The 21,937-nt window shown below is 43.3% G+C and carries 21 protein-coding genes; 19 read left to right on the top strand and 2 right to left on the bottom strand.

From position 1 onward, the window contains the following. Positions 1-32 precede the first annotated feature (32 nt). Positions 33-2,450, top strand: a complete 2,418-nt coding sequence (gene recD2, locus D0463_RS14950; protein WP_117308187.1) for an SF1B family DNA helicase RecD2 — start codon at positions 33-35, stop codon at positions 2,448-2,450. A gap of 82 nt (positions 2,451-2,532) precedes the next feature. On the opposite strand, the gene D0463_RS14945 is transcribed toward recD2, so the two are convergent. Beyond that, entirely contained in the window at positions 2,533-2,721 is a 189-nt protein-coding gene (locus D0463_RS14945) for a hypothetical protein (protein WP_117308186.1), read from the bottom strand. A gap of 163 nt (positions 2,722-2,884) precedes the next feature. Here D0463_RS14945 and D0463_RS14940 point away from each other — a divergent pair, with 163 nt between their 5' ends. The 15 genes from D0463_RS14940 to D0463_RS14870 all read left to right on the top strand — a co-directional run bounded on the left by D0463_RS14940 (position 2,885) and on the right by D0463_RS14870 (position 19,246). Continuing rightward, positions 2,885-3,352 (top strand): PRC-barrel domain-containing protein, encoded by a 468-nt coding sequence (locus D0463_RS14940; protein WP_117308185.1) that lies wholly within the window; start codon positions 2,885-2,887, stop codon positions 3,350-3,352. Between the two features lie 11 nt (positions 3,353-3,363). Beyond that, positions 3,364-3,558, top strand: coding sequence for a hypothetical protein (locus tag D0463_RS14935; protein WP_117308184.1), 195 nt, complete (start codon positions 3,364-3,366; stop codon positions 3,556-3,558). A gap of 196 nt (positions 3,559-3,754) precedes the next feature. Then, the gene (locus D0463_RS14930) at positions 3,755-4,831 is read left to right on the top strand and encodes an AI-2E family transporter (RefSeq protein ID WP_117308183.1); all 1,077 of its coding nucleotides are present in this window, start codon (positions 3,755-3,757) and stop codon (positions 4,829-4,831) included. Positions 4,832-5,624: 793 nt separating this feature from the next. Further along, the gene (gene alaS / locus D0463_RS14925) at positions 5,625-8,261 is read left to right on the top strand and encodes an alanine--tRNA ligase (RefSeq protein ID WP_117308182.1); all 2,637 of its coding nucleotides are present in this window, start codon (positions 5,625-5,627) and stop codon (positions 8,259-8,261) included. 84 nt (positions 8,262-8,345) lie between these two features. Further along, positions 8,346-8,615 carry an IreB family regulatory phosphoprotein gene (locus D0463_RS14920; RefSeq protein WP_117308181.1) on the top strand — a complete coding sequence of 90 codons (270 nt, stop codon included), beginning with the start codon at positions 8,346-8,348 and terminating at the stop codon, positions 8,613-8,615. Beyond that, entirely contained in the window at positions 8,615-9,037 is a 423-nt protein-coding gene (ruvX, locus tag D0463_RS14915) for a Holliday junction resolvase RuvX (protein ID WP_117308180.1), read from the top strand. The genes D0463_RS14920 and ruvX overlap by 1 nt, the downstream gene beginning before the upstream one ends. A gap of 13 nt (positions 9,038-9,050) precedes the next feature. After that, entirely contained in the window at positions 9,051-9,341 is a 291-nt protein-coding gene (locus tag D0463_RS14910; RefSeq protein ID WP_117308179.1) for a DUF1292 domain-containing protein, read from the top strand. 1,200 nt (positions 9,342-10,541) lie between these two features. Further along, positions 10,542-11,720, top strand: a complete 1,179-nt coding sequence (mltG, locus tag D0463_RS14905; protein WP_254052820.1) for an endolytic transglycosylase MltG — start codon at positions 10,542-10,544, stop codon at positions 11,718-11,720. A 224-nt stretch (positions 11,721-11,944) separates the two neighbouring features. Next, complete coding sequence (locus D0463_RS14900; RefSeq protein ID WP_174234335.1) at positions 11,945-12,601, top strand: O-methyltransferase; 657 nt, start codon at positions 11,945-11,947, stop codon at positions 12,599-12,601. Then, entirely contained in the window at positions 12,598-13,527 is a 930-nt protein-coding gene (locus D0463_RS14895; protein WP_117308178.1) for a peptidase U32 family protein, read from the top strand. Before D0463_RS14900 ends, D0463_RS14895 begins: the two co-directional genes overlap by 4 nt. Positions 13,528-13,545: 18 nt before the next feature. Then, a complete protein-coding gene (locus tag D0463_RS14890; protein WP_117308177.1) occupies positions 13,546-14,814 on the top strand; it encodes a peptidase U32 family protein in 1,269 nt (422 codons plus the stop codon). 1 nt (position 14,815) lies between these two features. Continuing rightward, on the top strand, positions 14,816-15,451 hold the full coding sequence (gene udk / locus D0463_RS14885) for a uridine kinase (protein ID WP_117308176.1): 636 nt from the start codon (positions 14,816-14,818) through the stop codon (positions 15,449-15,451). A 281-nt stretch (positions 15,452-15,732) separates the two neighbouring features. After that, positions 15,733-16,215, top strand: coding sequence for a transcription elongation factor GreA (gene greA / locus D0463_RS14880; RefSeq protein WP_117308175.1), 483 nt, complete (start codon positions 15,733-15,735; stop codon positions 16,213-16,215). Between the two features lie 544 nt (positions 16,216-16,759). Next, positions 16,760-18,526, top strand: a complete 1,767-nt coding sequence (locus D0463_RS14875) for a peptidoglycan D,D-transpeptidase FtsI family protein (protein ID WP_117308174.1) — start codon at positions 16,760-16,762, stop codon at positions 18,524-18,526. Positions 18,527-18,625: 99 nt separating this feature from the next. Next, positions 18,626-19,246 carry a YrrS family protein gene (locus D0463_RS14870; protein WP_160118449.1) on the top strand — a complete coding sequence of 207 codons (621 nt, stop codon included), beginning with the start codon at positions 18,626-18,628 and terminating at the stop codon, positions 19,244-19,246. A 183-nt stretch (positions 19,247-19,429) separates the two neighbouring features. On the opposite strand, the gene D0463_RS14865 is transcribed toward D0463_RS14870, so the two are convergent. Continuing rightward, the gene (locus D0463_RS14865; RefSeq protein WP_117308172.1) at positions 19,430-19,633 is read right to left on the bottom strand and encodes a DUF2536 family protein; all 204 of its coding nucleotides are present in this window, start codon (positions 19,631-19,633) and stop codon (positions 19,430-19,432) included. 193 nt (positions 19,634-19,826) lie between these two features. Here D0463_RS14865 and mtnN point away from each other — a divergent pair, with 193 nt between their 5' ends. The 3 genes from mtnN to D0463_RS14850 all read left to right on the top strand — a co-directional run bounded on the left by mtnN (position 19,827) and on the right by D0463_RS14850 (position 21,553). Further along, on the top strand, positions 19,827-20,522 hold the full coding sequence (mtnN, locus tag D0463_RS14860; RefSeq protein WP_117308171.1) for a 5'-methylthioadenosine/S-adenosylhomocysteine nucleosidase: 696 nt from the start codon (positions 19,827-19,829) through the stop codon (positions 20,520-20,522). 124 nt (positions 20,523-20,646) lie between these two features. Then, a complete protein-coding gene (locus tag D0463_RS14855) occupies positions 20,647-20,877 on the top strand; it encodes a YrhC family protein (RefSeq protein WP_254052819.1) in 231 nt (76 codons plus the stop codon). A gap of 538 nt (positions 20,878-21,415) precedes the next feature. After that, a complete protein-coding gene (locus tag D0463_RS14850) occupies positions 21,416-21,553 on the top strand; it encodes a YrzI family small protein (RefSeq protein ID WP_117308170.1) in 138 nt (45 codons plus the stop codon). The last annotated feature ends 384 nt before the right edge of the window (positions 21,554-21,937 follow it).

The raw sequence follows: 21,937 nt of genomic DNA, 5'->3' as shown, positions 1-21,937 counted from the left end.
AAGCGACTAAAAGTTGAAAGGAGGGGAGCAGTTTGAGTCAGCAGGATTCCATGGACTTGTTTTCGGAAGAGAAATCATTTATGAAGGGCCGGCATTTGGTGACGATTTTTCATAATGAGCAAAATTTGTACTCGGTTGTGCGTATTCGCGTCGATGAGACCAATATTAAATATGACGAAAAGGAAGCTGTTGTCACAGGCTACTTCCCTCGCATCCATGAAGATGAGACGTATTTTTTTTACGGGCAACTGAAGGATCATCCTCGTTTTGGGCTGCAATTCCATGTCGACCACTTTCGCAAGGATATGCCGCAGTCGAAGGACGGGATCGTTGCCTATCTTTCGAGTGAGCTTTTTAAAGGAATCGGTAAAAAAACGGCGGAGGGCATTGTGGCAACGCTTGGTGAGAATGCCATTTCGAAGATTCTTGAGCAGCCTTCGCTTTTGGATAGCATTCCGAAGCTTTCACCGGAAAAGGCAAAAAGCTTGTATGACACGCTGATTGAACACCAGGGTCTTGAACAGGCGATGATAGCGCTCAACCAATACGGCTTTGGGCCGCAGCTGTCGATGAAGATTTATCAGGTTTACAAACAGGATACTATTACGGTGGTCCAGACGAATCCATATAAATTGGTCGAGGACATTGAAGGCGTCGGATTTGGCCGGGCCGACGAGCTCGGATATCAACTCGGCATAAGCGGAAGCCATCCGGAACGCATCAAGGCCGCATGTCTGTATACATTGGAATCGCAATGCCTTCAAGAAGGAAATGTCTATCTTGAGGCCGATCAGCTTTTGGAAAGTGTAAAAAGACTGCTTGAAGAAAATAAGCGGGATAGCATTGAATTCAACGAGGTTTCCGAGGAAGTCATCAAGCTTGGTGAAGAAGGAAAAATCATCGTTGAAGAAAAAAGGGTGTACCTGCCTTCGCTTTATTTTTCTGAAAAAGGGATCGTCACCAATATCAATCGGATTCTCTCCCAAACAGAATACGAGGATCAATTTCCGGAATCAGAGTTTCTGTTGGCCTTAGGTGAGCTGGAAGAGCGGCTTGATGTAGAATACGCCCCTGCCCAAAAGGAAGCGATACAGACCGCCCTCGGGTCGCCTATGCTGATCTTGACCGGAGGACCCGGCACCGGGAAAACGACGGTCATTAAGGGAATCGTCGAGCTATACAGCGAACTCCATGGCGTGTCGATGGATATTAACGATTATAAAAATGAGGATGATCCATTCCCGTTTATTCTAGCGGCGCCTACTGGGCGAGCGGCGAAGCGAATGGCCGAATCGACGGGATTGCCCGCGGTCACGATTCACCGGCTGCTTGGCTGGAATGGAAGCGAAGGATTCTCGCATGACGAGGACAATCCGATCGACGGCCGAATCGTGATCATCGATGAGGTTTCGATGGTGGATACGTGGCTGGCACACCAACTGTTCAAGGCGCTTCCTGAACATGTTCAGGTTATTTTGGTCGGGGATGAGGATCAGCTTCCATCGGTCGGTCCGGGACAGGTGTTAAAGGATTTGCTTGCTTCCGGTAGTGTACCTTCTGTTGCCCTTGAGCAAATTTATCGGCAGGCAAAAGGCTCGTCAATTATCGAATTGGCCCACGAAATCAAACGGGGCACCCTGCCGCAAGATATTGAAAAGCAACAGGCAGATCGTTCTCTTATTAAGTGTAATACGGCTCAAATGGCCCAGGTTATTGAAAAGGTTGTCTTGAATGCCCGCACTAAAGGATTTACGGCCAAGGATATCCAGGTGCTGGCACCGATGTACAAGGGACCAGCGGGTATTGATAATTTGAATAGGATGCTGCAGGAAGTGTTCAACAGCAACAGCGATAATAAAAAACGGGAAATCAAATTTGGCGATCTTGCTTATCGGACTGGCGATAAAGTCCTCCAATTGGTTAATCAGCCAGAAAGCGGCGTATACAATGGCGATATCGGCGAAATCGTCTCGATTTTATTCGCGAAAGAAAACACCGATAATGTCGACAAGCTGATTATTTCTTTCGAGGGGATCGAAGTGCAATACACAAGGCAGGATTTGTCCCAGATCACGCATGCGTATTGCACTTCCATCCATAAAGCCCAGGGAAGTGAATTTCCGATCGTCATTCTTCCGGTGGTAAAAAGCTATTACCGAATGCTGCGCAGAAATTTAATTTATACAGCGATAACGCGCAGTAAGGAATTTTTAATTTTATGCGGTGAGGAAGAGGCGCTCCGGCTCGGGGTGGAGAGGGATAATGAGCAAAGACGAAAAACGACGCTATTGGAGAAGCTGAAAGAGACACCTGCTGAAGCGGATGAAACAACGGCTGTGGAGATCCGTAAAGAGGATACGCAGATTAATTATTTAGGGAAGCTACTAAATACGGACCCGATGATTGGGATGGAAAATATAACGCCTTATGATTTTATGGAGCAAAAATAATAGGACGGTTCTGCCATTTATGATGGTAGAGCCGTCCTTTTATAAATCCCTGTAATAGATTAGATGCAGGGGATTTTACATTTTATTTAGATTGTTGGGATTGGGCTGCACTCTGTACTTGACTAACTGCATTGGCAGCTTGTTTGATGGCTTCTTGCGCCATAGTCGGGTCTGAAGAAGACTTTTCAATCGCTTGGGTTAGTAAAGTCTGGGTGAGCGTCACATTCGCTTTCGCTTGATTTAACTGGTTTACATCGATTTGTTGTGCCATGCGTATCACTCCTTTTTAAAAATGTGAATTACATCTTTAGCAGGACCTAGCCTGGTCCTTTTATAATGGGAAAATCTACAGTTTGCTTTGGGAAACCTTTCCCCTTATGAATGCAAATTAAATAACTGATACTAAAAATGTTGGGAAAGGTGGGAGGTCTCCTTTGCGAACATTTTCTTTGCTAAAAGGAATGCCGGTGTATACCCGGCATGGCGAAACAATCGGGCATGTTACGGATATTTGTATTTCCGATTCAGGAAAGGTCGTTGGAATCATCGTTCATCGAAAGGCATTTTTTAAAAGAGCTGCTTATCTTTCATTGGGTGATGTGGCATCGTTCGGTTCGGCGGGAATCGTCCTGTCCACAGATGAACTCCCTACAAAGTCGCCGGCCGGGTCTCATTTATTCAATACGGATGCACTCTTTGGAAAAATGCTTCTGACCGATTCAGGCGAAGAGCTGGGCCTGCTGCATGATGTATATTTCCTGGAAAAAATGGGCACGATTGTAGCATATGAAACGACGGATGGATTTTTCTCTGAAATAACGGAGGGCAAGCGGGTGGTGGAATCAAATAGGCCGCCGGAGCTTGGAAAGGATTCCATCGTGATTTCTGTTGATGATCAGTGAGGTGCCTTGTAATGGAAATAATATGTCCGAATTGCAGCAGTAAGGATATTGGAAAGATTGGCGTGAATCAATTTTACTGCTGGAACTGTTTTATTGAAATGTCACTTTTGGACGGAGTGATTCATACACATCAGGTCGAAGAGGATGGAAGTTTAAGCTCCTTGGATGATTTGTTCGACGAAAGCGACCGCCGCTTTACTATGTAAAAATATGAAAACGAAACTCTGTCAATTTGGCAGGGTTTCGTTTTTTTTGAGGATTTTGTATTAGGTTTTGTAGCGAGCCTTCGGTTTTGTAGTGAAAATGACTACTTTTGTAGCGGTTTTCTGATTTTGTAGCGAACCCCCACATTTTTGCATGAAATCCCCGCCCTGCACGAACAATAGAAGTGGAGGCGATTCAATGGATATCCGTGTGAAATGGTTTTACCGACTGGGATTTTTGCTGTTATTGTTTATCGTCCTTTACATATTCATGAAATTACAGCCGATCTGGCTTCCAATCGTCCAAATCCTTTTTACCGTTTTGCTACCTTTTATGATTGCGGCCTTTATCAGCTATCTTCTGCATCCTATCGTTGAAATCCTTCATGAAAAAGGGCTCCACCGCGGCTTGTCGATTGTAATCATTTACTTGCTTTTCTTTGGCGGGTTTGGTTACGGAATCTATAAGGGGATTCCGGCGATCGTTTCGCAGATCCGGGAGCTTTCGGAAAGTGCTCCGGCTGTTGCTGAGCAGTACCGTTACTGGGTCACAGACTTTGAAAACAGAACCTCCAACTGGCCATTCGGGGTTCATGAAAGGCTGGAAGAGGGGATTACCATGATGGAAAACCGCCTTGAAAAGCTCATGACAGTCGTGATGGAAAACTTGATGAAAATTTTTGATTTTATCGTCCTGATTGCTTTAATTCCGTTTTTGGCGTTTTATATTTTAAAAGATTTTGATTCCATTAAGAAGATGGTCTGGTATTTGACGCCTAAGCGATGGCGTAAGCAGGGGATTGCTTTCCTGAATGATATTGACGCGTCGCTTGGCAGCTATATCCGCGGACAGATTCTGGTCTGTGCGTTGATTGGTACGATTTCCGCGCTGCTGTTTTGGATGGTCGGAATGGACTATCCTTTAGTGTTAGGCCTCATTATCGGTATCACGAATGTGATTCCCTATTTCGGGCCGATCATTGGAGCCGTGCCCGCGGTGATTATTGCCGCTTCGATTTCCTTGAAGATGGCCCTTATCACAGTGGGGATTGTGTTCGTGCTGCAGTTTTTGGAAGGCAATGTCCTGTCTCCGTTAATCGTTGGCAAAAGCCTGCATATGCATCCTTTGTTCATCATTCTTGCGCTATTGGCCGGCGGAGAGGTCGGCGGCATTATGGGGTTGATCCTCGCAGTGCCGGTGCTTGCGGTGCTTAAGGTATGTATTCTCCATGCCCGGAATCATTTTGCGAAGAAGAAAGAAGCGGTTGTGAGGTGAGCAGGAGATTTGGGTGATCGAGCAGAAATTATGATAATCGAGCACAAATTCTCATGAACGAGCAGAAATAATGATAATCGAGCACAAATTCGGATAATCGAGCACAAATTAAAATAATCGAGCACAAATCCGCATTAACGAGCACAAATCCAGATTAACGAGCACAAATTCTCATGAACGAGCAGAAATAATGATAATCGAGCACAAATTTCGATGAACGAGCACAAATTCGGATAATCGAGCACAAATTCGGATAATCGAGCACAAATTAAAATAATCGAGCAGAAATCTGAATTAACGAGCACAAATCCAGATTAACGAACACAAATTCAAATAATTGAGCAGAAATCAAAATTAACGAGCACAAATTAAACGACCAGCCAAAAAATACTTGGATAGGGCAGATTATCCGGAGGTCAATTTTACAGAACACTATCCCTTTTCCACAAAACATTGACAAATATATCACTTGTGAATATAATCCATTACATAAGAATAGATTGAATAATTGAAATCGTAGAAGGATCAAGTATGCTGAAGACCGTCTGAGTGCAGATCGCACGGAAGAGAGGAATTTCCCGGGCTGAAAGAAATTCCAGATGAAGAACAGCAGAAAGCTAATCCGGAGTGTAGCTAATACCTATCGTTTGCCGCGTTAAGGCTCGATTAAGGTGATGAGTGCTCTTTGTGCATTCATAATCAGGGTGGTACCGCGAGTTAACTCTCGTCCCTGTCAAGGGATGAGGGTTTTTTTGCGTCCAAAAAGCGTAATCAATCGAAGGAGGAAATAGATATGAAAAAGTTAACCGGCGGCCAAATCCGCCAAATGTTTTTAGATTTCTTTCAGGAAAAAGGACATAATATTGAACCAAGTGCACCGTTAGTGCCGCATGATGATCCGTCGTTACTATGGATTAATTCAGGGGTGGCGACGTTAAAGAAATATTTTGACGGCCGTGTTATCCCGGAAAATCCGCGAATTACGAATGCACAGAAGTCGATTCGTACGAATGATATCGAAAATGTCGGAAAAACCGCCCGCCACCATACTTTCTTTGAAATGCTCGGCAACTTTTCAATCGGCGAATATTTTAAAGAAGAAGCGATTACATGGGCGTGGGAATTTTTGACCGATGAAAAATGGATCGGTTTTGAAAAAGAAAAGCTTTCCGTCACGATTCATCCAGAAGATGACGAGGCGTTCGAGCTATGGCACATCAAAATCGGAATTCCTGCGGAGCGCATTATCCGCCTCGAAGAAAACTTTTGGGATATCGGTGAAGGACCAAGCGGACCGAATACAGAAATATTTTACGATCGGGGACCATCTTACGGCGATGACCCTAATGATCCGGAGTTGTTTCCGGGCGGGGAAAACGAACGCTACTTAGAGGTTTGGAACCTTGTCTTCTCTCAATTTAACCATAATCCGGACGGTTCTTATACCCCGCTTCCGAAGAAGAATATTGATACGGGAATGGGTCTTGAGCGGATGGCTTCTATCGTGCAGGAGGTTCCGACAAATTTTGAAACCGATTTATTTATGCCTATCATTCACGCTACAGAAGGAATTGCCGGTGTGAAATACCGTACGGATGATGAAAAAGACGTGGCTTTCAAAGTGATTGCTGACCACATCCGTACTGTAGCATTTGCTGTTGGCGATGGCGCCCTTCCTTCCAACGAAGGTCGTGGCTATGTGTTGCGCCGTCTATTGCGCCGCGCTGTTCGTTATGCAAAGCAAATTAATATCAACCGCCCGTTCATGTTCGAGCTGGTGACGGTTGTCGGTGAAATCATGAATGATTTTTATCCGGAAGTCCAAAATAAAGCAGAATTCATTGCGAAAGTTATCAAAAATGAAGAAGAACGCTTCCATGAAACACTGCATGACGGACTTGCGATACTTTCAGATGTGATGAAGAAAGAAATAGAAAAAGGCAGCAGCGTCATCCAGGGTGCGGACGTATTCCGTTTGTATGATACGTATGGTTTCCCAGTTGAGCTTACCGAAGAATATGCCGAAGAAGAAAATATGACGATCGACCATGCAGGCTTTGAAAACGAAATGGAATCGCAACGCGTGCGTGCCCGTTCAGCAAGACAAGATGTGGATTCCATGCAAATCCAGGGCGGCGTTCTTGGGGATATTAAAGTCGAAAGTAAATTCACCGGTTATGATCAACTAGAAGCAGAAAGCGATGTAGCAGCAATTGTAAAAAATGGAGAACAAGTCGATGAAGCGTGCGACGGTGATGAAGTACAAGTCATTCTTAGCGAAACGCCATTTTATGCAGAAAGCGGCGGGCAAATTGCCGATAAAGGAGCCATTGTCAGCGAAGATGTGAAAGCGATCGTTTTGGATGTGCAAAAGGCACCGAACGGACAAAACCTGCATCGGGTTGTGATCGAATCAGGGACGCTGAAACAAGGTGCTTCGGTTATTTCAGAAGTGGATGTAGAAAATCGCAGTTATATCATTAAAAACCATACGGCGACACATTTACTGCATCAAGCGTTAAAGGATGTACTTGGCGGACATGTCAATCAAGCCGGATCCCTTGTTGAACCAGATCGCCTCCGCTTTGACTTTTCACATTTCGGACAAGTTACGCCGGAAGAATTGGATCGAATTGAACAAACCGTCAATGAAAAGATTTGGCAAAGCCTGGACGTAAATATTGATTACAAAAATATCGATGAAGCGAAAGCGATGGGCGCAATGGCTTTGTTTGGCGAAAAGTACGGTAATATCGTGCGGGTTGTCCAGGTCGGTGACTACAGCCTCGAGCTTTGCGGCGGATGCCATGTGCCGAATACGGCTGTCATCGGGCTTTTCAAAATCGTCTCTGAAGGCGGCATTGGGGCTGGAACACGCCGTATCGAAGCTGTTACAGGGGCAGCGGCATATCAAGCAATGAGCGAGCAGATATCTATTTTGAAGGAAGCGGCTTCGAAAGTGAAAGCCAATCCGAAAGACCTGCCTGCGAGAATTGATGGTGTCCTTGCCGAAATGAAGGAGCTTCAAAAAGAAAACGAGAGCCTTTCCGCAAAACTTGGCAACATCGAAGCATCTAATCTTGTTTCGAAAGTCAGAGAGGTTAATGGAGTTAATGTATTAACCGCAAAAGTACAGGGTGTCGACATGAACAACTTGCGGACGATGGCGGATGATTTGAAACAGAAGCTCGACTCTGTCATCATAGTGTTAGGTTCTGCGCAGGGCGACAAAGTCAACCTGATTGCCGGTGTAACAAAAGATTATATCGACCAAGGATTCCATGCCGGGAAATTGATCAAAGAAGTCGCAACACGCTGCGGCGGCGGCGGCGGCGGGCGTCCTGATATGGCCCAGGCCGGCGGAAAGGATCCCGAAAAATTGGATTCAGCGTTGCATTTTGTGGAAGAATGGGTCAAATCGATTTCATAATCCACAGAAAGTGTTGTACAATAAAGGAAATCTTAGTAATTAACACCTGTTAATTACTGCTAACGCGAATTGAGGTGCAGAAAATTGAGTTCCTTTGATAAGACGATGAAATTTAATTTTCCTGAAGAACCGTTTGAAAAAGATGTACAAGAGGTGCTTCTTCAAGTATATGAGGCTCTCCAGGAAAAAGGATATAACCCGATCAACCAAATTGTCGGTTATTTGCTCTCTGGTGATCCAGCGTATATCCCCCGTCATCAGGATGCCAGGAATGTTATCCGTAAGCTTGAGCGGGATGAGATTATTGAGGAATTAGTTAAATCATATTTAAAGCACCAACGCGAGGAGCGTTAATGCGCACAATGGGCTTGGACCTGGGTTCAAAAACGATTGGAGTGGCGGTAAGCGACGCCATGGGATGGACTGCCCAAGGTTTGGAAACAATTAAAATTGACGAAGTAAAAAAAGAATTTGGCTTAGCCCGTCTCAAGGAAATTATCGGAGAGTACGAGGTATCCAAGATTGTCCTCGGCTTTCCGAAAAATATGAACGGATCCATTGGACCAAGAGCTGAAGCAAGTGAGGCTTTCGCCAAGGTTCTGGAAGAAAAATTCCGGTTGCCTGTTCAGCTTTGGGATGAACGACTGACCACAATGGCCGCTGAGCGTGTTTTGCTTGAAGCAGATATGAGCCGAAGCAAGCGCAAAAAGGTCATCGATAAGATGGCCGCTGTCATGATTTTACAAGGATATTTAGATAGCCAATCAAACCACTAATGAGGTGAGCAAAATGGAACATGGAGAAAACAAGAATATTACCATTGTTGATGAAAACGGAAACGAACAGCTTTGCGAGGTATTGTTTACATTTGATTCAGACGAATTCAAAAAATCATATGTGCTCTACTACCCAATCTCATCAGACGATGACGAAGAAGAGATTGAAATTCATGCCTCATCCTTCACTCCAAACGAAGAGAATCAAGATGGCGAACTGCAGCCGATTGAAACAGAAGAAGAATGGGACATGATCGAAGAAATGCTCAACACATTCCTTGATAATGAAGAAGAAGAGGAATAACCCCCGGCACGCCGGGGTTTTTTTCTGAGTTTAAACAAGGAAAGTTCGAGTTGGGTAAGAACTACTGAACAAGTCAGGATTCCGGCAACGAACAAGGGATCCGGCAACAAAACCAAAGTTTCGGCAACGAAAGTTCCTGTTCCGGCAACAAAACCAGTCAAAGCGGCAACAAAATCGGAATTCCCACAACAAAAATTGGATCTGGCAACAAAAATAGAATTCCGGCAACGAAATTTCCTATTCCGGCAACAAAACCAGTCAAAGCGGCAACAAAATCGGAATTCCCGCAACAAAAATTGGACCTGGCAACAAAAATAGAATTCCGGCAACGAAAGTTCCTGTTCCGGCAACAAAACCAGTCAAACCGGCTACAAAAACAGAATTCCCGCAACAAAAATTGGACCTGGGAACAAAAATAGAATTCCGGCAACGAAAGTTTCTGTTCCGGCAACAAAACCAGTCAAAGCGGTAACAAAATCGGAATTCCCGCAACAAAAATTGGACCTGGCAACAAAAATAAAATTCCGGCAACGAAGATTCCTGTTCCGGTAACAAAACCAGTCAAAGCGGCAACAAAATCGGAATTCCCGCAACAAAAATTGGACCTGGCAACAAAAATAGAATTCCGGCAACGAAAGTTCCTGTTCCGGCAACAAAACCAATCAAACCGTCAACAAAATAGGAATTCCCGCAACAAAAATTGGACCTGGCAACAAAAATAGAATTCCGGCAACGAAAGTTCCTGTTCCGGCAACAAAGCCAGTCAAACCGGCAACAAAATCGGAATTTCAGCTACAAAGACTAGAGTTGGCCACAAAAACAAAATTCCCGCTACAAAAGTGGAACTATCGGCTACAAAACTGAGAGAAACAGCTACAAAGTCAGAATTACCGCTACAAAAACAGCAGAGTTGCAGCAAACCGAAATTCACCCCGCCAACAAACGAGAATCCCGCGACAAAACTTCCGAACCCCACACCAAAATCTCCAATCTATAGTGGCCACCTTTTTCCCTACCTATTGACAAAACCTGAGACAATTTGTCATAAATAATAGAAGGAACTTTGTTGAATTAGAAATTATTTTGTGAAAATCATTGGATGTTTTAGTATAATAAGCGATGTTGATAGTTTTGTTATTTTGCGAAAGTTTGAAAGAGAGATACAGTTCATCCATGCAGCTGGATGAAGGGGGAATGAATATGGACGAGAAAGATACAAATGAGGAATCGAAAATGGATCAAAAAGATCATACGAATAAACCATCAAAATTGGACGCTATCAGAAGTGCTTTGCTTGAGAGGCAGGGAGAAGCAAAAGTGATAAGAAAGGTTATCCTTATTACTTCTTTATCGATTCTTCTGTTGGTAATCGTGATTGGATTGGGCGGGTATTTTTATGTGAATTCGGCGCTCAAACCGGTTGATCCGGATAATAAGACAGCTAAAACAGTTGAAATTCCAATCGGTTCATCCACGGGCGACATTTCTTCGATTCTTGAGGAAAATGGGATTATTAAGAATGCCAGGGTTTTTAAATACTATATTAAGTTCAGAAATGAAGCCGGTTTTCAGGCTGGTGAATATAAACTGGCTCCTTCGATGACTTTAAGTGAAATAGTAGACAGCATCAAAAAAGGGAAGCTCATGCAGGAAGCAACCGTGAAAATCACGATTCCTGAAGGAAAGCAGCTTGTCCAGATAGCTAATATTATCGGGGAAAAAACAAAACAAAACCCGGATGAGGTGTTCGAGCAATTAAACGACAAAGCTTTCATAAAAAAAATGCAGAACCAATATCCAGAATTGCTGACTGATGAAATCTACCATAAAGATATTTTATATCCATTGGAAGGGTATTTATATCCGGCAACGTATGATTTTTATGAAGAAGAACCGAAAGTGGAGACGATAGTTTCGGAAATGCTTAAGACGACCGAAGCCGCTTTGGCCGAATATCAGAATGCCATGGAGCAAAAGAAATATTCGCCGCACCGACTGCTAACTATCGCTTCTCTCGTTGAAGAAGAAGCTACGGAAGAAGTGGATCGCGGTCAGATTGCATCGGTCTTTTTTAATCGTTTGGAAGCCGACATGCCGCTGCAAACGGATCCGACTGTTTTGTATGCAAAAGGCGAGCATAAAGCGAGGGTCCTTTATAAGGATTTGGAAGTGGCTTCTCCTTACAATACGTACAAAAATAAAGGGCTGCCGCCGGGACCGATCGCTAATGCAGGTAAGGTATCGATTGATGCAACCTTGAATCCGGCAAACACCAATTTCCTGTATTTCCTGGCAACTCCAGAAGGGAAAGTACTATATTCGGTGTCGCTTGATGAGCATAATCAGAAAAAAGCGGAACATATAACAGGTAACAATTAACACGGGGATCTCGGAGGACACTCTGTTCACTTTCCCCGTATGAGTATGGTAAAATAGTCAACGTGTAATTTTTTGCTCGGCAGTTGCCGAGCTTTTTCGGCAGAAAGGAAAGTTATAAATTTCCTTTTCTGCATACGTCTAATCTCCGCCTTAGGGCTCGTCAATCGACGAGTTTTCTTTATGGGTAGAAATCATCGTTTAATATCCTCTGGGAGGAAATGATTATGAACGAAAAAATGGAAAGTTATTTAGATTCGCTGATCCCTTCTAGAAAGGGATTATTTGCGGAGATGGAACAGTATGCAAATGATTTTAATGTGCCGATTATGGAGCCGGAAGGAATCGAGGCGCTTTTGCAAATCATCAGGCTGAGCCGTCCGAAAGCAATCCTGGAGGTAGGTACGGCCATTGGTTATTCCGCTTTGCGAATGGCTGAAGCCGCATCGGAAGCTAAAATCGTTACCATTGAAAGAGATGAAGAGCGGATTGTGAAGGCAAAGGAATATATAAAAAAAGCAGGCAAGCAGGAACAAGTCCTCTTACTTGAAGGCGATGCGCTGGAACTGGCTGAGCTTGTCAAAGAACATGGACCGTTTGATGCGATTTTTATCGATGCCGCCAAAGGGCAATATCGACGATTCTTTGAACTTTATGAATCTGTTCTACAGAGTAATGGTATAATCGTAACCGATAATGTCTTGTTCAAAGGTTTAGTAGCCGAAGACGAAGAATCGATTGAACCGAAACGGATCCGGAGCTTGGTCAGAAAAATAAAAGAGTATAATGAATGGATCATGAACCATCCCCGCTATCATACGGTCATTTTGCCGATAGGTGATGGTGTTGCCATCAGCAAACATAGAGGTGAAAAAAGCATATGACAAAACCAGAACTGCTTGTGACCCCGACAAGCATGGCGGATATTCTGCCATTAGTCGACGCAGGCGCGGATGCGTTTGTAATCGGTGAGCAGAGGTACGGGCTTCGACTTGCCGGCGAGTTTCCTAGAGCAGATGTAAAAAAAGCGATCGAAATCGCGCACAGTGCCAATAAAAAAGTATATGTCGCGATGAACGCGATATTTCATAATGAAAAAGTGGATGAGCTGGAAGACTATGTTTCTTTTCTTAAAGAAGCTGACGCAGATGCAATCATTTTTGGCGACCCGGCTGTATTGATGGCCGTGCGCGCTGCTGCCCCTGACATGCCGCTGCACTGGAATACGGAAACAACGGTGACGAACTGGTATACGGCGAACTATTGGGGACAACGCGGTTCCGTAAGGGCTGTTGCCGCAAGAGAGCTCAGCATGGATGAGCTGATCGAAATGAAGGCAAACGCTGAGGTGCAGATTGAGGTGCAGGTGCAGGGAATGACTTGCATGTTCCAATCGAAACGCTCATTGCTCGGCAATTATTTTGAATATCAAGGTAAGGCGCTTGAAATTGAAAACAGAAAGCAGCAAAAAAATATGTTGCTGCATGACAATGAACGGAACAATAAGTATCCTATCTTTGAAGACGAGAACGGCACGCACATCATGAGCCCAAACGATATGTGCATCATCGACGAGCTTCAGGAAATGGTTGAAGCCGACATTGATTCTTTTAAAATTGACGGGATTTTAAAAACACCTGAATATATCGTCGGCGTGACGAAACTATATCGTAGCGCCATTGATCTTTGTGTAGAAGATCCGGATCAATATGAGGAAACAAAGGACGAGTTTCTTAGGAAGATTGAGGAGATTCAACCGGAAGACCGTAAATTGGATACAGGATTTTTCTTTAAAGAAACCGTGTATTGATGGATAGGAGGAATAGCCTTGGAAGCTATTGCTGATAAAATATCGAAACTCGTCGATGGAAAACGAGTGATTGTAAAGAAGCCGGAGTTATTGGCTCCTGCCGGTAACCTTGAAAAGTTGAAAATCGCCGTACATTATGGTGCGGATGCGGTTTATATCGGCGGTCAGGAATTCGGTCTCCGTTCCAATGCCGGCAACTTCACGCTTGAGGAAATGAAGGAAGGCGTTGATTTTGCCAAGGGGTACGGAGCGAAAATCTATGTAACAACGAATATTTATGCCCACAACGAAAATATGGATGGGCTTGAAGAATATTTAATCGGCCTTCAAGAAGCTGGTATAGCGGGGATTATTGTCGCTGACCCGTTAATTATTGAAACATGCCGGCGTGTCGCGCCTAAAGTAGAGGTGCATTTAAGCACACAGCAATCGCTATCCAACTGGAAGGCTGTGCAATATTGGAAAGAGGAAGGCGTGGACCGCGTCGTTCTCGCCCGCGAAACAGGAGCGGAAGAAATTCGTGAAATTAAGGAAAAAGTCGATATTGAAATTGAAACCTTCGTCCACGGTGCGATGTGCATTGCCTATTCCGGACGCTGTACCCTGTCCAATCATATGACGGCCCGGGATTCAAACCGGGGCGGATGCTGCCAATCATGTCGCTGGGATTATGATTTGTATGAGATTGGCCAAGACGGTGAAAAAGCATTATTCTCCGAAAACGATGATTCTTTTGCGATGAGTCCTAAAGATTTGAAGCTGATTGAGTCGATTCCGAGAATGATTGAGTTAGGAATTGACAGTCTGAAAATTGAAGGAAGAATGAAGTCGATTCACTACGTGGCAACGGTCGTGAGCGTCTACCGTAAAGTCATTGATGCTTATTGCGCCGATCCTGCGGGCTTCAAAATCAAGCAGGAATGGCTGGACGAGCTTGAAAAATGTGCAAACCGGGAAGCGGCATCGGCGTTCTTTGAAGGAACTCCCGGGTATAAGCAGCAAATGTTTGGGAACCATAGCAAACAAACTAAATATGACTTTGCCGGCTTAATTCTTCATTATGATGACAAAACAGGTATGGTTACTATGCAGCAGCGCAACTTCTTTAAGCCTGGGGATGAGGTTGAATTTTTCGGTCCGGAAATTGACAACTTTACTCAAACCATCGATACACTTTGGGATGAGAAAGGCATTGAATTAGAGGCTGCGCGCCATCCGCTGCAAATTATCCGCTTTAAGTCAGACAAGCCTGTATTTGCAAACAACATGATGCGGAAGGAGAACTAACATGGATAAGAAGCCTGTTGTCATCGGTGTAGCCGGCGGTTCCGGTTCCGGAAAAACGAGTGTAACAAGATCCATCATTAGAAGCTTTAAAGGGCATTCCATCCTGATGCTGGAACAGGATTATTATTATAAAGACCAAAGCGAGCTGCCTTTTGAAGAACGTTTAAAGACAAACTATGACCATCCGCTTGCTTTCGACAATGATTTGTTGATTGAGCATGTGAATGCATTGTTAAAATATAAACCGATCAACAAACCGGTTTATAACTATTCCCTCCACACCCGTTCAGATGAAATTATTCATATCGAGCCTAAAGAGGTCATCATCCTCGAAGGAATCCTTGTCCTTGAGGATGAACGCCTTCGTGATTTAATGGACATCAAGTTATACGTCGATACGGACGCCGATATCCGGATTATCAGAAGGCTGTCCCGGGACATTAAAGATCGTGGCCGTTCGATGGATTCAGTCATCGATCAGTATGTAAATGTCGTCCGTCCGATGCATAACCAATTCATTGAGCCGACCAAGCGTTATGCGGATATCATCATACCCGAAGGCGGCCAAAATCATGTCGCCATCGATTTGATGGTCACAAAAATAAAAACAATCCTTGAACAAAAGTCATTTTTGTAATAACATGACATAAATAAAGGATAGGGGCCCCTGCGGTATACTAAATTTTAGTTATTTGTCAGGAAGGGCTGGACAAAACAGACAAAAGGTCATACTCTATCTAAAGACAGCTGTTTTCCCTTATAATGGGAGGACTTACATAAGATGCGCGCCCTTTTTAAGGCGCGCACTTATATATCTAAAAGCTTCGGCCGTTGTCAATTAGTCCCGAAGTAAGCGAATACACTACATAAACTGAGAAGCAGGAGGTCTCCTGTAGAGACTAGAAGGAGTGAAGGGTTTTGGCTATGGAAAAAGTATTTCCGATGACAAAAGAGGGAAAAGAAAAACTAGAACAAGAACTTGAACAATTAAAAACGGTAAAAAGAAAAGAAGTGGTAGAAAGAATCAAAATCGCCCGCAGTTTCGGGGATTTATCCGAGAACTCCGAATACGATTCGGCAAAAGAAGAGCAGGCATTTGTTGAAGGGCGTATCACAACGCTTGAAAACATGATCCGCAACGCAAAAATCATTGAAGAAGACCATATGGATACAGATACAGTTTCACTTGGGAAATCCGTAACATTTGTTGAGCTTCCAAACGGTGATGAAGAAACCTATACAATCGTCGGCAGCGCGGAGGCCGATCCGTTTGAGGGCAAAATATCAAACGACTCTCCCATTGCCAAGAGCCTCATCGGCAAAAAGGTGGGCGACGCTGTAGTGGTGCAAACCCCGGGCGGAGAAATGAACGTCAAGATCGTTACAATCAGCAAAAAATAAATACAGCAAAGCAGCGGTACCAGAAATGGTGCCGCTGTTTTTTGCAATTTTGAGTATCGCTCATAAATTTGGCTAATCGCTCATAAAAATTGATAACCGCTCGTAAATCTGGATAATCGCTCGTAAAAATCGGTAATCGCTCATAAATTTGGCTAATCGCTCATAAATCGGTAACCGCTCGTAAATTTGGCTAAACGCTCATAAAAATTGATAATCGCTCGTAAATCTGGCTAATCGCTCGTAAAAATCGGTAATCGCTCATAAAAATCGGTAACCGCTCGTAAATTTGGCTAAACGCTCATAAAAATTGATAATCGCTCGTAAATCTGGCTAATCGCTCGTAAAAATCGGTAATCACTCATAAATTTGGCTAATCGCTCATAAAAATTGGTAACCGCTCGTAAATTTGGCTAAACGCTCGTAAAAATCAGGAATCGCTCATGAATCGAAAATTAAGACTCCTACCAAAGTAAAATTCAAATAACACTCATAAATCCCGTTTTAAATCCCCGTACACCGTCAAGACTGTGTATGAGGTGTTCATATGATTCGCAGAAGAATGAAAGGAATGGCTATTTTTCTAATCGTGCTGCTGCTTGTGTTGATTGCCAGGCTTGTGCAGGTTCAGCTTGTAAGTACGGAATCTTACTCTAAACATCATATTAACTTAATGGAAGCGAGCGTAAACCAAAGGTCGCAGATTCTGAAACTAGACGACGGTAGAGGTGTGTTTTACGACCGTTATGAGACACCGCTTGCTCATGAAGAGATCCCAACACTCGTCCTATTTCCGTTTCTCAAAAGCATGACATGGCCTTCAGATAAAGTGGCAGGTATTATCAAAGTCCCAGAGCAGCAATTACTTGATGCCATCAAAGAAGCTAAAGAACCATTCGCATTTGGTGAAACAAAACCAATAAACCTCACACCCGCCCAAAGTTCAGCTATCAATGAATTGAAAATACCGGGTGTTTTCGCGGTGCGGGAAAAATTTTACGATAAAAACATGCTAGCGGCGCAGTTAATTGGAACAACAACCCAATCCGAGTCTGTTAAAAAGAAACTCCATCCTGAACGGGAACTATCACCTGAAATAAGGGTCGGCAGCTATGGCCTGCAGAAGACTTTCGACGACTTTCTCTTGTCCGAGGGCGAATCCAAGCTTGTTTTTCATGTAGATGGATTCGGGGGGCCGTTGTTTGGAGTCGATGTTAAGTATGTCGAGCCGGCCAATCCGATGTATCCTGTCAAAGTGGTGACGACGCTAGATAAAAGAATGCAAGAAGCAGCCGAGCGGTTGGTTGATGCACATAAGATTGAAAAAGGCGGTCTGGTTTTGATTGACATTGAAACGAATGAAGTCAGGGCGCTTGTTTCCAGACCAAGGGTTAGTAAAGAAGACCCAAATCATATCGGGAATAAAAATATGATGTTGATGCGGGAAACACCAGGATCTGTTTTTAAAGTAATTGTCGCCGCTGCGGCCATTGATTCAGAAATTGCCAATAGCTCAAGGACATTTAACTGTAACTTAAGAATAGATGGCAGCCCGGATACGGAGTACGAACACGGTCTGCTTACTTTCGATCAAAGCTTTTCTCGGAGCTGCAATCGCACATTCGCTGAATTGGCCCAGGAGATGTCTGTCGAGAATCCTGACATTCTTGAACAGTACGCCGGCAAATTAGGAATAAAAGATACCTCCAGCTGGACCGGTCCGGTCTATCATATCGATCCGTTTCTTCAGTTTGATACGGAGGAAAGCGGCGTCATCTGGCATAATGACGATTTAAAGAAAGATAAAAAAATGATTGCAAAAACAGCAATTGGCCAGCAGGATGTACAGGTTACCCCGCTCGCCATCGCCAATATGATGGCGACCATCGCACGTGGTGGGGAAAAAGAAATGGTCAAGACGGTAAGCAAGGTTGAGTTCAATAACGGCACGACCGTTTACGATTTCCCAAAAAATAATCTCCCTGGCGACACCCTTTCTCCCTATACAGCCATGAAGCTGCAACGACTTCTAAGAGGCGTCGTGACGGATCCAGAAGGAACTGGAATTTTTTTAAAAGATTTACCGTATGAGATAGCAGGAAAATCAGGCACAGCCCAAACAAATATTGAAAAGAAAGAACTAAATAAATGGTTCGCAGGATATTTTCCATTCAAGTCGCCTAAATATGCGATGGTCGCTGTCAGTTTTGATACAAACGAAAGTACGCCAGGAATGACGAGAGTATTCGCGGATATGGTAAAGGAGATACATAAATTGGATAATACTGACAGTTCTTATGAGTCTAAGGAATGATTTTTCTTTATCGGCGCATAGGAGGGATATCGCTTCTATCTCGGGATTTAACATGTTAGAATGGAGGCTGAAATAGTTATTGTTGGGAGGAACATATCCATGGATAAGGATCAGAATTCCTTACATTCAGCCTCACGTTTAAACAAGAAAGATAAACAGAGAAAAGCCAATAAAATTTATAATATCTTAATTATTGCCGTTTCTTTATTGATTGTCGTAGTTGCTGCTACGATTATTTTAGGCGACAGCGGGGAGCCGCGGACAGAGACGGCATCCTCAGAAAATAAGTCCGCCAAGCAAAAAGACGGGAAATCTTCTAGCGACAATGAGAGCACCACTGATGAAACGGAAGATGCTTCTGCCGAAGAAGAAAATCAAGACGAGGAACCTGTGACTGAAGACGAAACCGAAGCCGAGGAAGAAACCGATAGCGGGGAACCAAAAGTCGGCGAGCCGGTTGGCACAACTCAAACAGGAAAGAAGCAATCGACTTCTTTTGAGAAAGGGTCTGCCGATTGGAATGAAATGACGACAGCGATGGCCGCAGGAACAGGTATCGACCAAAACAATATGACGATTTGGTGGCTTGGAAATGGCGGTTCACCGACCACAGCCAAGGGGACTGTTTCGGCAAAGGATGGTTCACAAAAATACCAGGTTCAACTTGAATGGGTCGACGGCAAGGGCTGGAGTCCTGTCAAAGTCGAGGAAACGAATTAAGTTAATTGAAACAAGAAAAGCGCAAGCGCCGTATCGGCCGTTTGCGCTTTTTAACAATACGTTCGTTTAAATAAACTGTGTTTTCGTTTAAGTGGACGATACTTCCGTTTGGATCACTATGATTTTCGTTTAAGTTATAAAGATCATCATTTAAATAAAAATCTTCGCTTATGTTAAGTCTCTTTATTTCACTTTAAAGTGGACCATGGCACTATAAAATCTCCGTCCATCTTCAGAAACATGCATTTGATGTGAGATATTGTGGACTTCTAGCAGGATTGCTTGGTTTACTTCAATTTGTGACTGGATTTTTTCCTCCAGTGCCTTGATCGATTCCGCTTCGAAACATTCTATTTTATCCCGGATTAAATCAAGTTGAAAACTCATACGTTGGTGCCCCTCTCTTATTCTTAGCTTATTATATTCATTATACTCTTTTGCCATCAGGATGAACGGATGAATACTCCTGCAAACTGGATATAATAGATGAAGATCCCTCGCTATGGCAAATGATTCGAAACTGGTGGTAAAATAGTGTTTGCAGATACAGTCTAAGAAATTTATAGGAAGAGGTCGTATAATGAAACTTGCGATAATCGGAGCAATGGAAGAGGAAGTAACGATATTACGGGATAAAATTGAAAACCTGGAGCAGGTAACAATTGCCGGATGTGAATTCAACACCGGACTTTTAAATGGCATTGATGTCATCCTTTTGAAATCGGGAATCGGAAAAGTAAACGCCGCGATGTCGACGGCTATTTTATTGGAAAATTTTAAGCCGGATGCGGTGATTAATACGGGTTCGGCCGGAGGGTACCTGCCATCATTGAATGTTGGGGATGTAGTGATCTCGACAGAAGTACGCCATCATGATGTGGATGTCACGGTATTTGGCTATGAGTACGGTCAGGTGCCACAAATGCCGCCAGCATTTTTGTCGGACGAGAAGCTGCTTAGAGTGGCGGAGGAAGCTGCCAGTGAAATTGAAGATATTCAAGTGGTAAAGGGCCTGATTGTTACCGGTGATTCCTTCATGAACGATCCAGAAAGAGTCGATTTTGTCAGAGGGAAATTCAAGGAATTATATGCTGTTGAGATGGAAGCTGCCGCCATCGCCCAGGTGTCCTATCAATTCCAGGTGCCTTTTGTAATTATCCGTTCCCTTTCCGATATTGCCGGAAAGGAATCGAACATCTCGTTTGATCAATTCTTGGAAACAGCAGCGCTGCATTCCTCACAATTAATCTTGAAAATGGTTGAACGGATGAAATAATCTCACCAGCCTGCATACTTCTTATCATTTTATTTCCCAAGATTTACAGCCGTTTTAGCCTGGGTTTCTATGATAAAATGATAATCGTTGATTACAAGTTTAAGAGAGGGTGCAGGTGTTTTTTGTGAAGAAATTGCATGAAAAAATGGTCGATTTTAAACGTTTTGCAGTTACATTGCTATGTGTCGGCGTTTTCTTCTATTTCGGCAGCATCATCCCTTCCGAAGGAAAAACAATGTTTGACACATATGGTATGATGGGAGCAACAACCGTATTTCTGGTTGCCTCAATCATTTTCTTTACGCTATCATCAAAATATAAAAAGATTCTTGCTGAAAACAATGAATCTTTATAATACAAAGCAGAGAGCCTGATACCGAGACATGGTATTTCAGGCTCTTTTTTTTGGCAGAAAGGAAAGTATAAACTTTCCTTTCTGCATATCAGGGCAGCTACGTCTGATCTCCGCCTAGGGCTCGTCAATCGACAAGTTTTCTTTATCCTTATTTAATGGAAATCCCCAATTTGCGAAATTTGTATAAAGAATTGGGCAAATTAAGGGTTTACAAAGATGGGAACCTTGGATATACTTACCAGTGTAAGATAAAATCTGCAAAAGGAGGTCGAGGAAAATGACGATGATGACAAAGACTACTTATTCACCAGCTTGTGCAATGGATCCAACTTCATATCGTTATACACACAGTTTCGACCTGAACGGTGCAGATTGCATTTAAAAAAATGTGATATTAAATGATTATGCAAACTATACCGGCCGTAGGAAGAAATGTGTTTCCTGCGGCCTTTCTATGCCCATTTTTCCGCAGGAGTACTTTCTCTTCTGCGGTTTTTTGTGTTCGTTGGTCTGCTTGATCATAAGGGAGGTGATACTGATGACCCTGAATATGCTGTTTTTTACAATTACCATTAAAAAGCGAAATGTCACGGCTGAAGAATACTTACATCAAGAAAGTATTAAAAAGCTACGTGACGAATACATCGATAAGACGATCGTTTACCGAAATTTCTAATTTGAAAAAAATAACGGAAAAGGTGGAGATGAATATGAATACGATGAAAATAATAAAGGAAACAAAAGGTTGCTTATGGGATCAGAAGGATACCGGCTAACGAATCGTATTCACAATTTTGTCATTGTATCGATGAAAAATGTTCAAACACTCCTTCGTTTGGAACAGCAAAAACATGTTAGATTTAGCAAAGCAAGCTAAAAAGGAGTGTTTTGATGTTCCCGGTCGTACTTGTACTGATCGTTACTACTATCATTAGTGTTGTAATTGCTACGGAAGTGATGTTGGAAGCGGAATGATATTTTTACATCATTTTAAATAAAGTTTTTGGGAAGGGAATCTGCGAGACTCCTCGAAAATGCATACGCATTTTCTCGTGCGGTG

It is taken from the genome of Bacillus sp. V59.32b, assembly GCF_003429085.1.
Taxonomy (GTDB): Bacteria; Bacillota; Bacilli; order Bacillales; family DSM-1321; genus Peribacillus.
The sequence above is the reverse complement of the archived record's forward strand: the minus strand, read 5'-3'. Positions and strand labels throughout refer to the sequence as shown.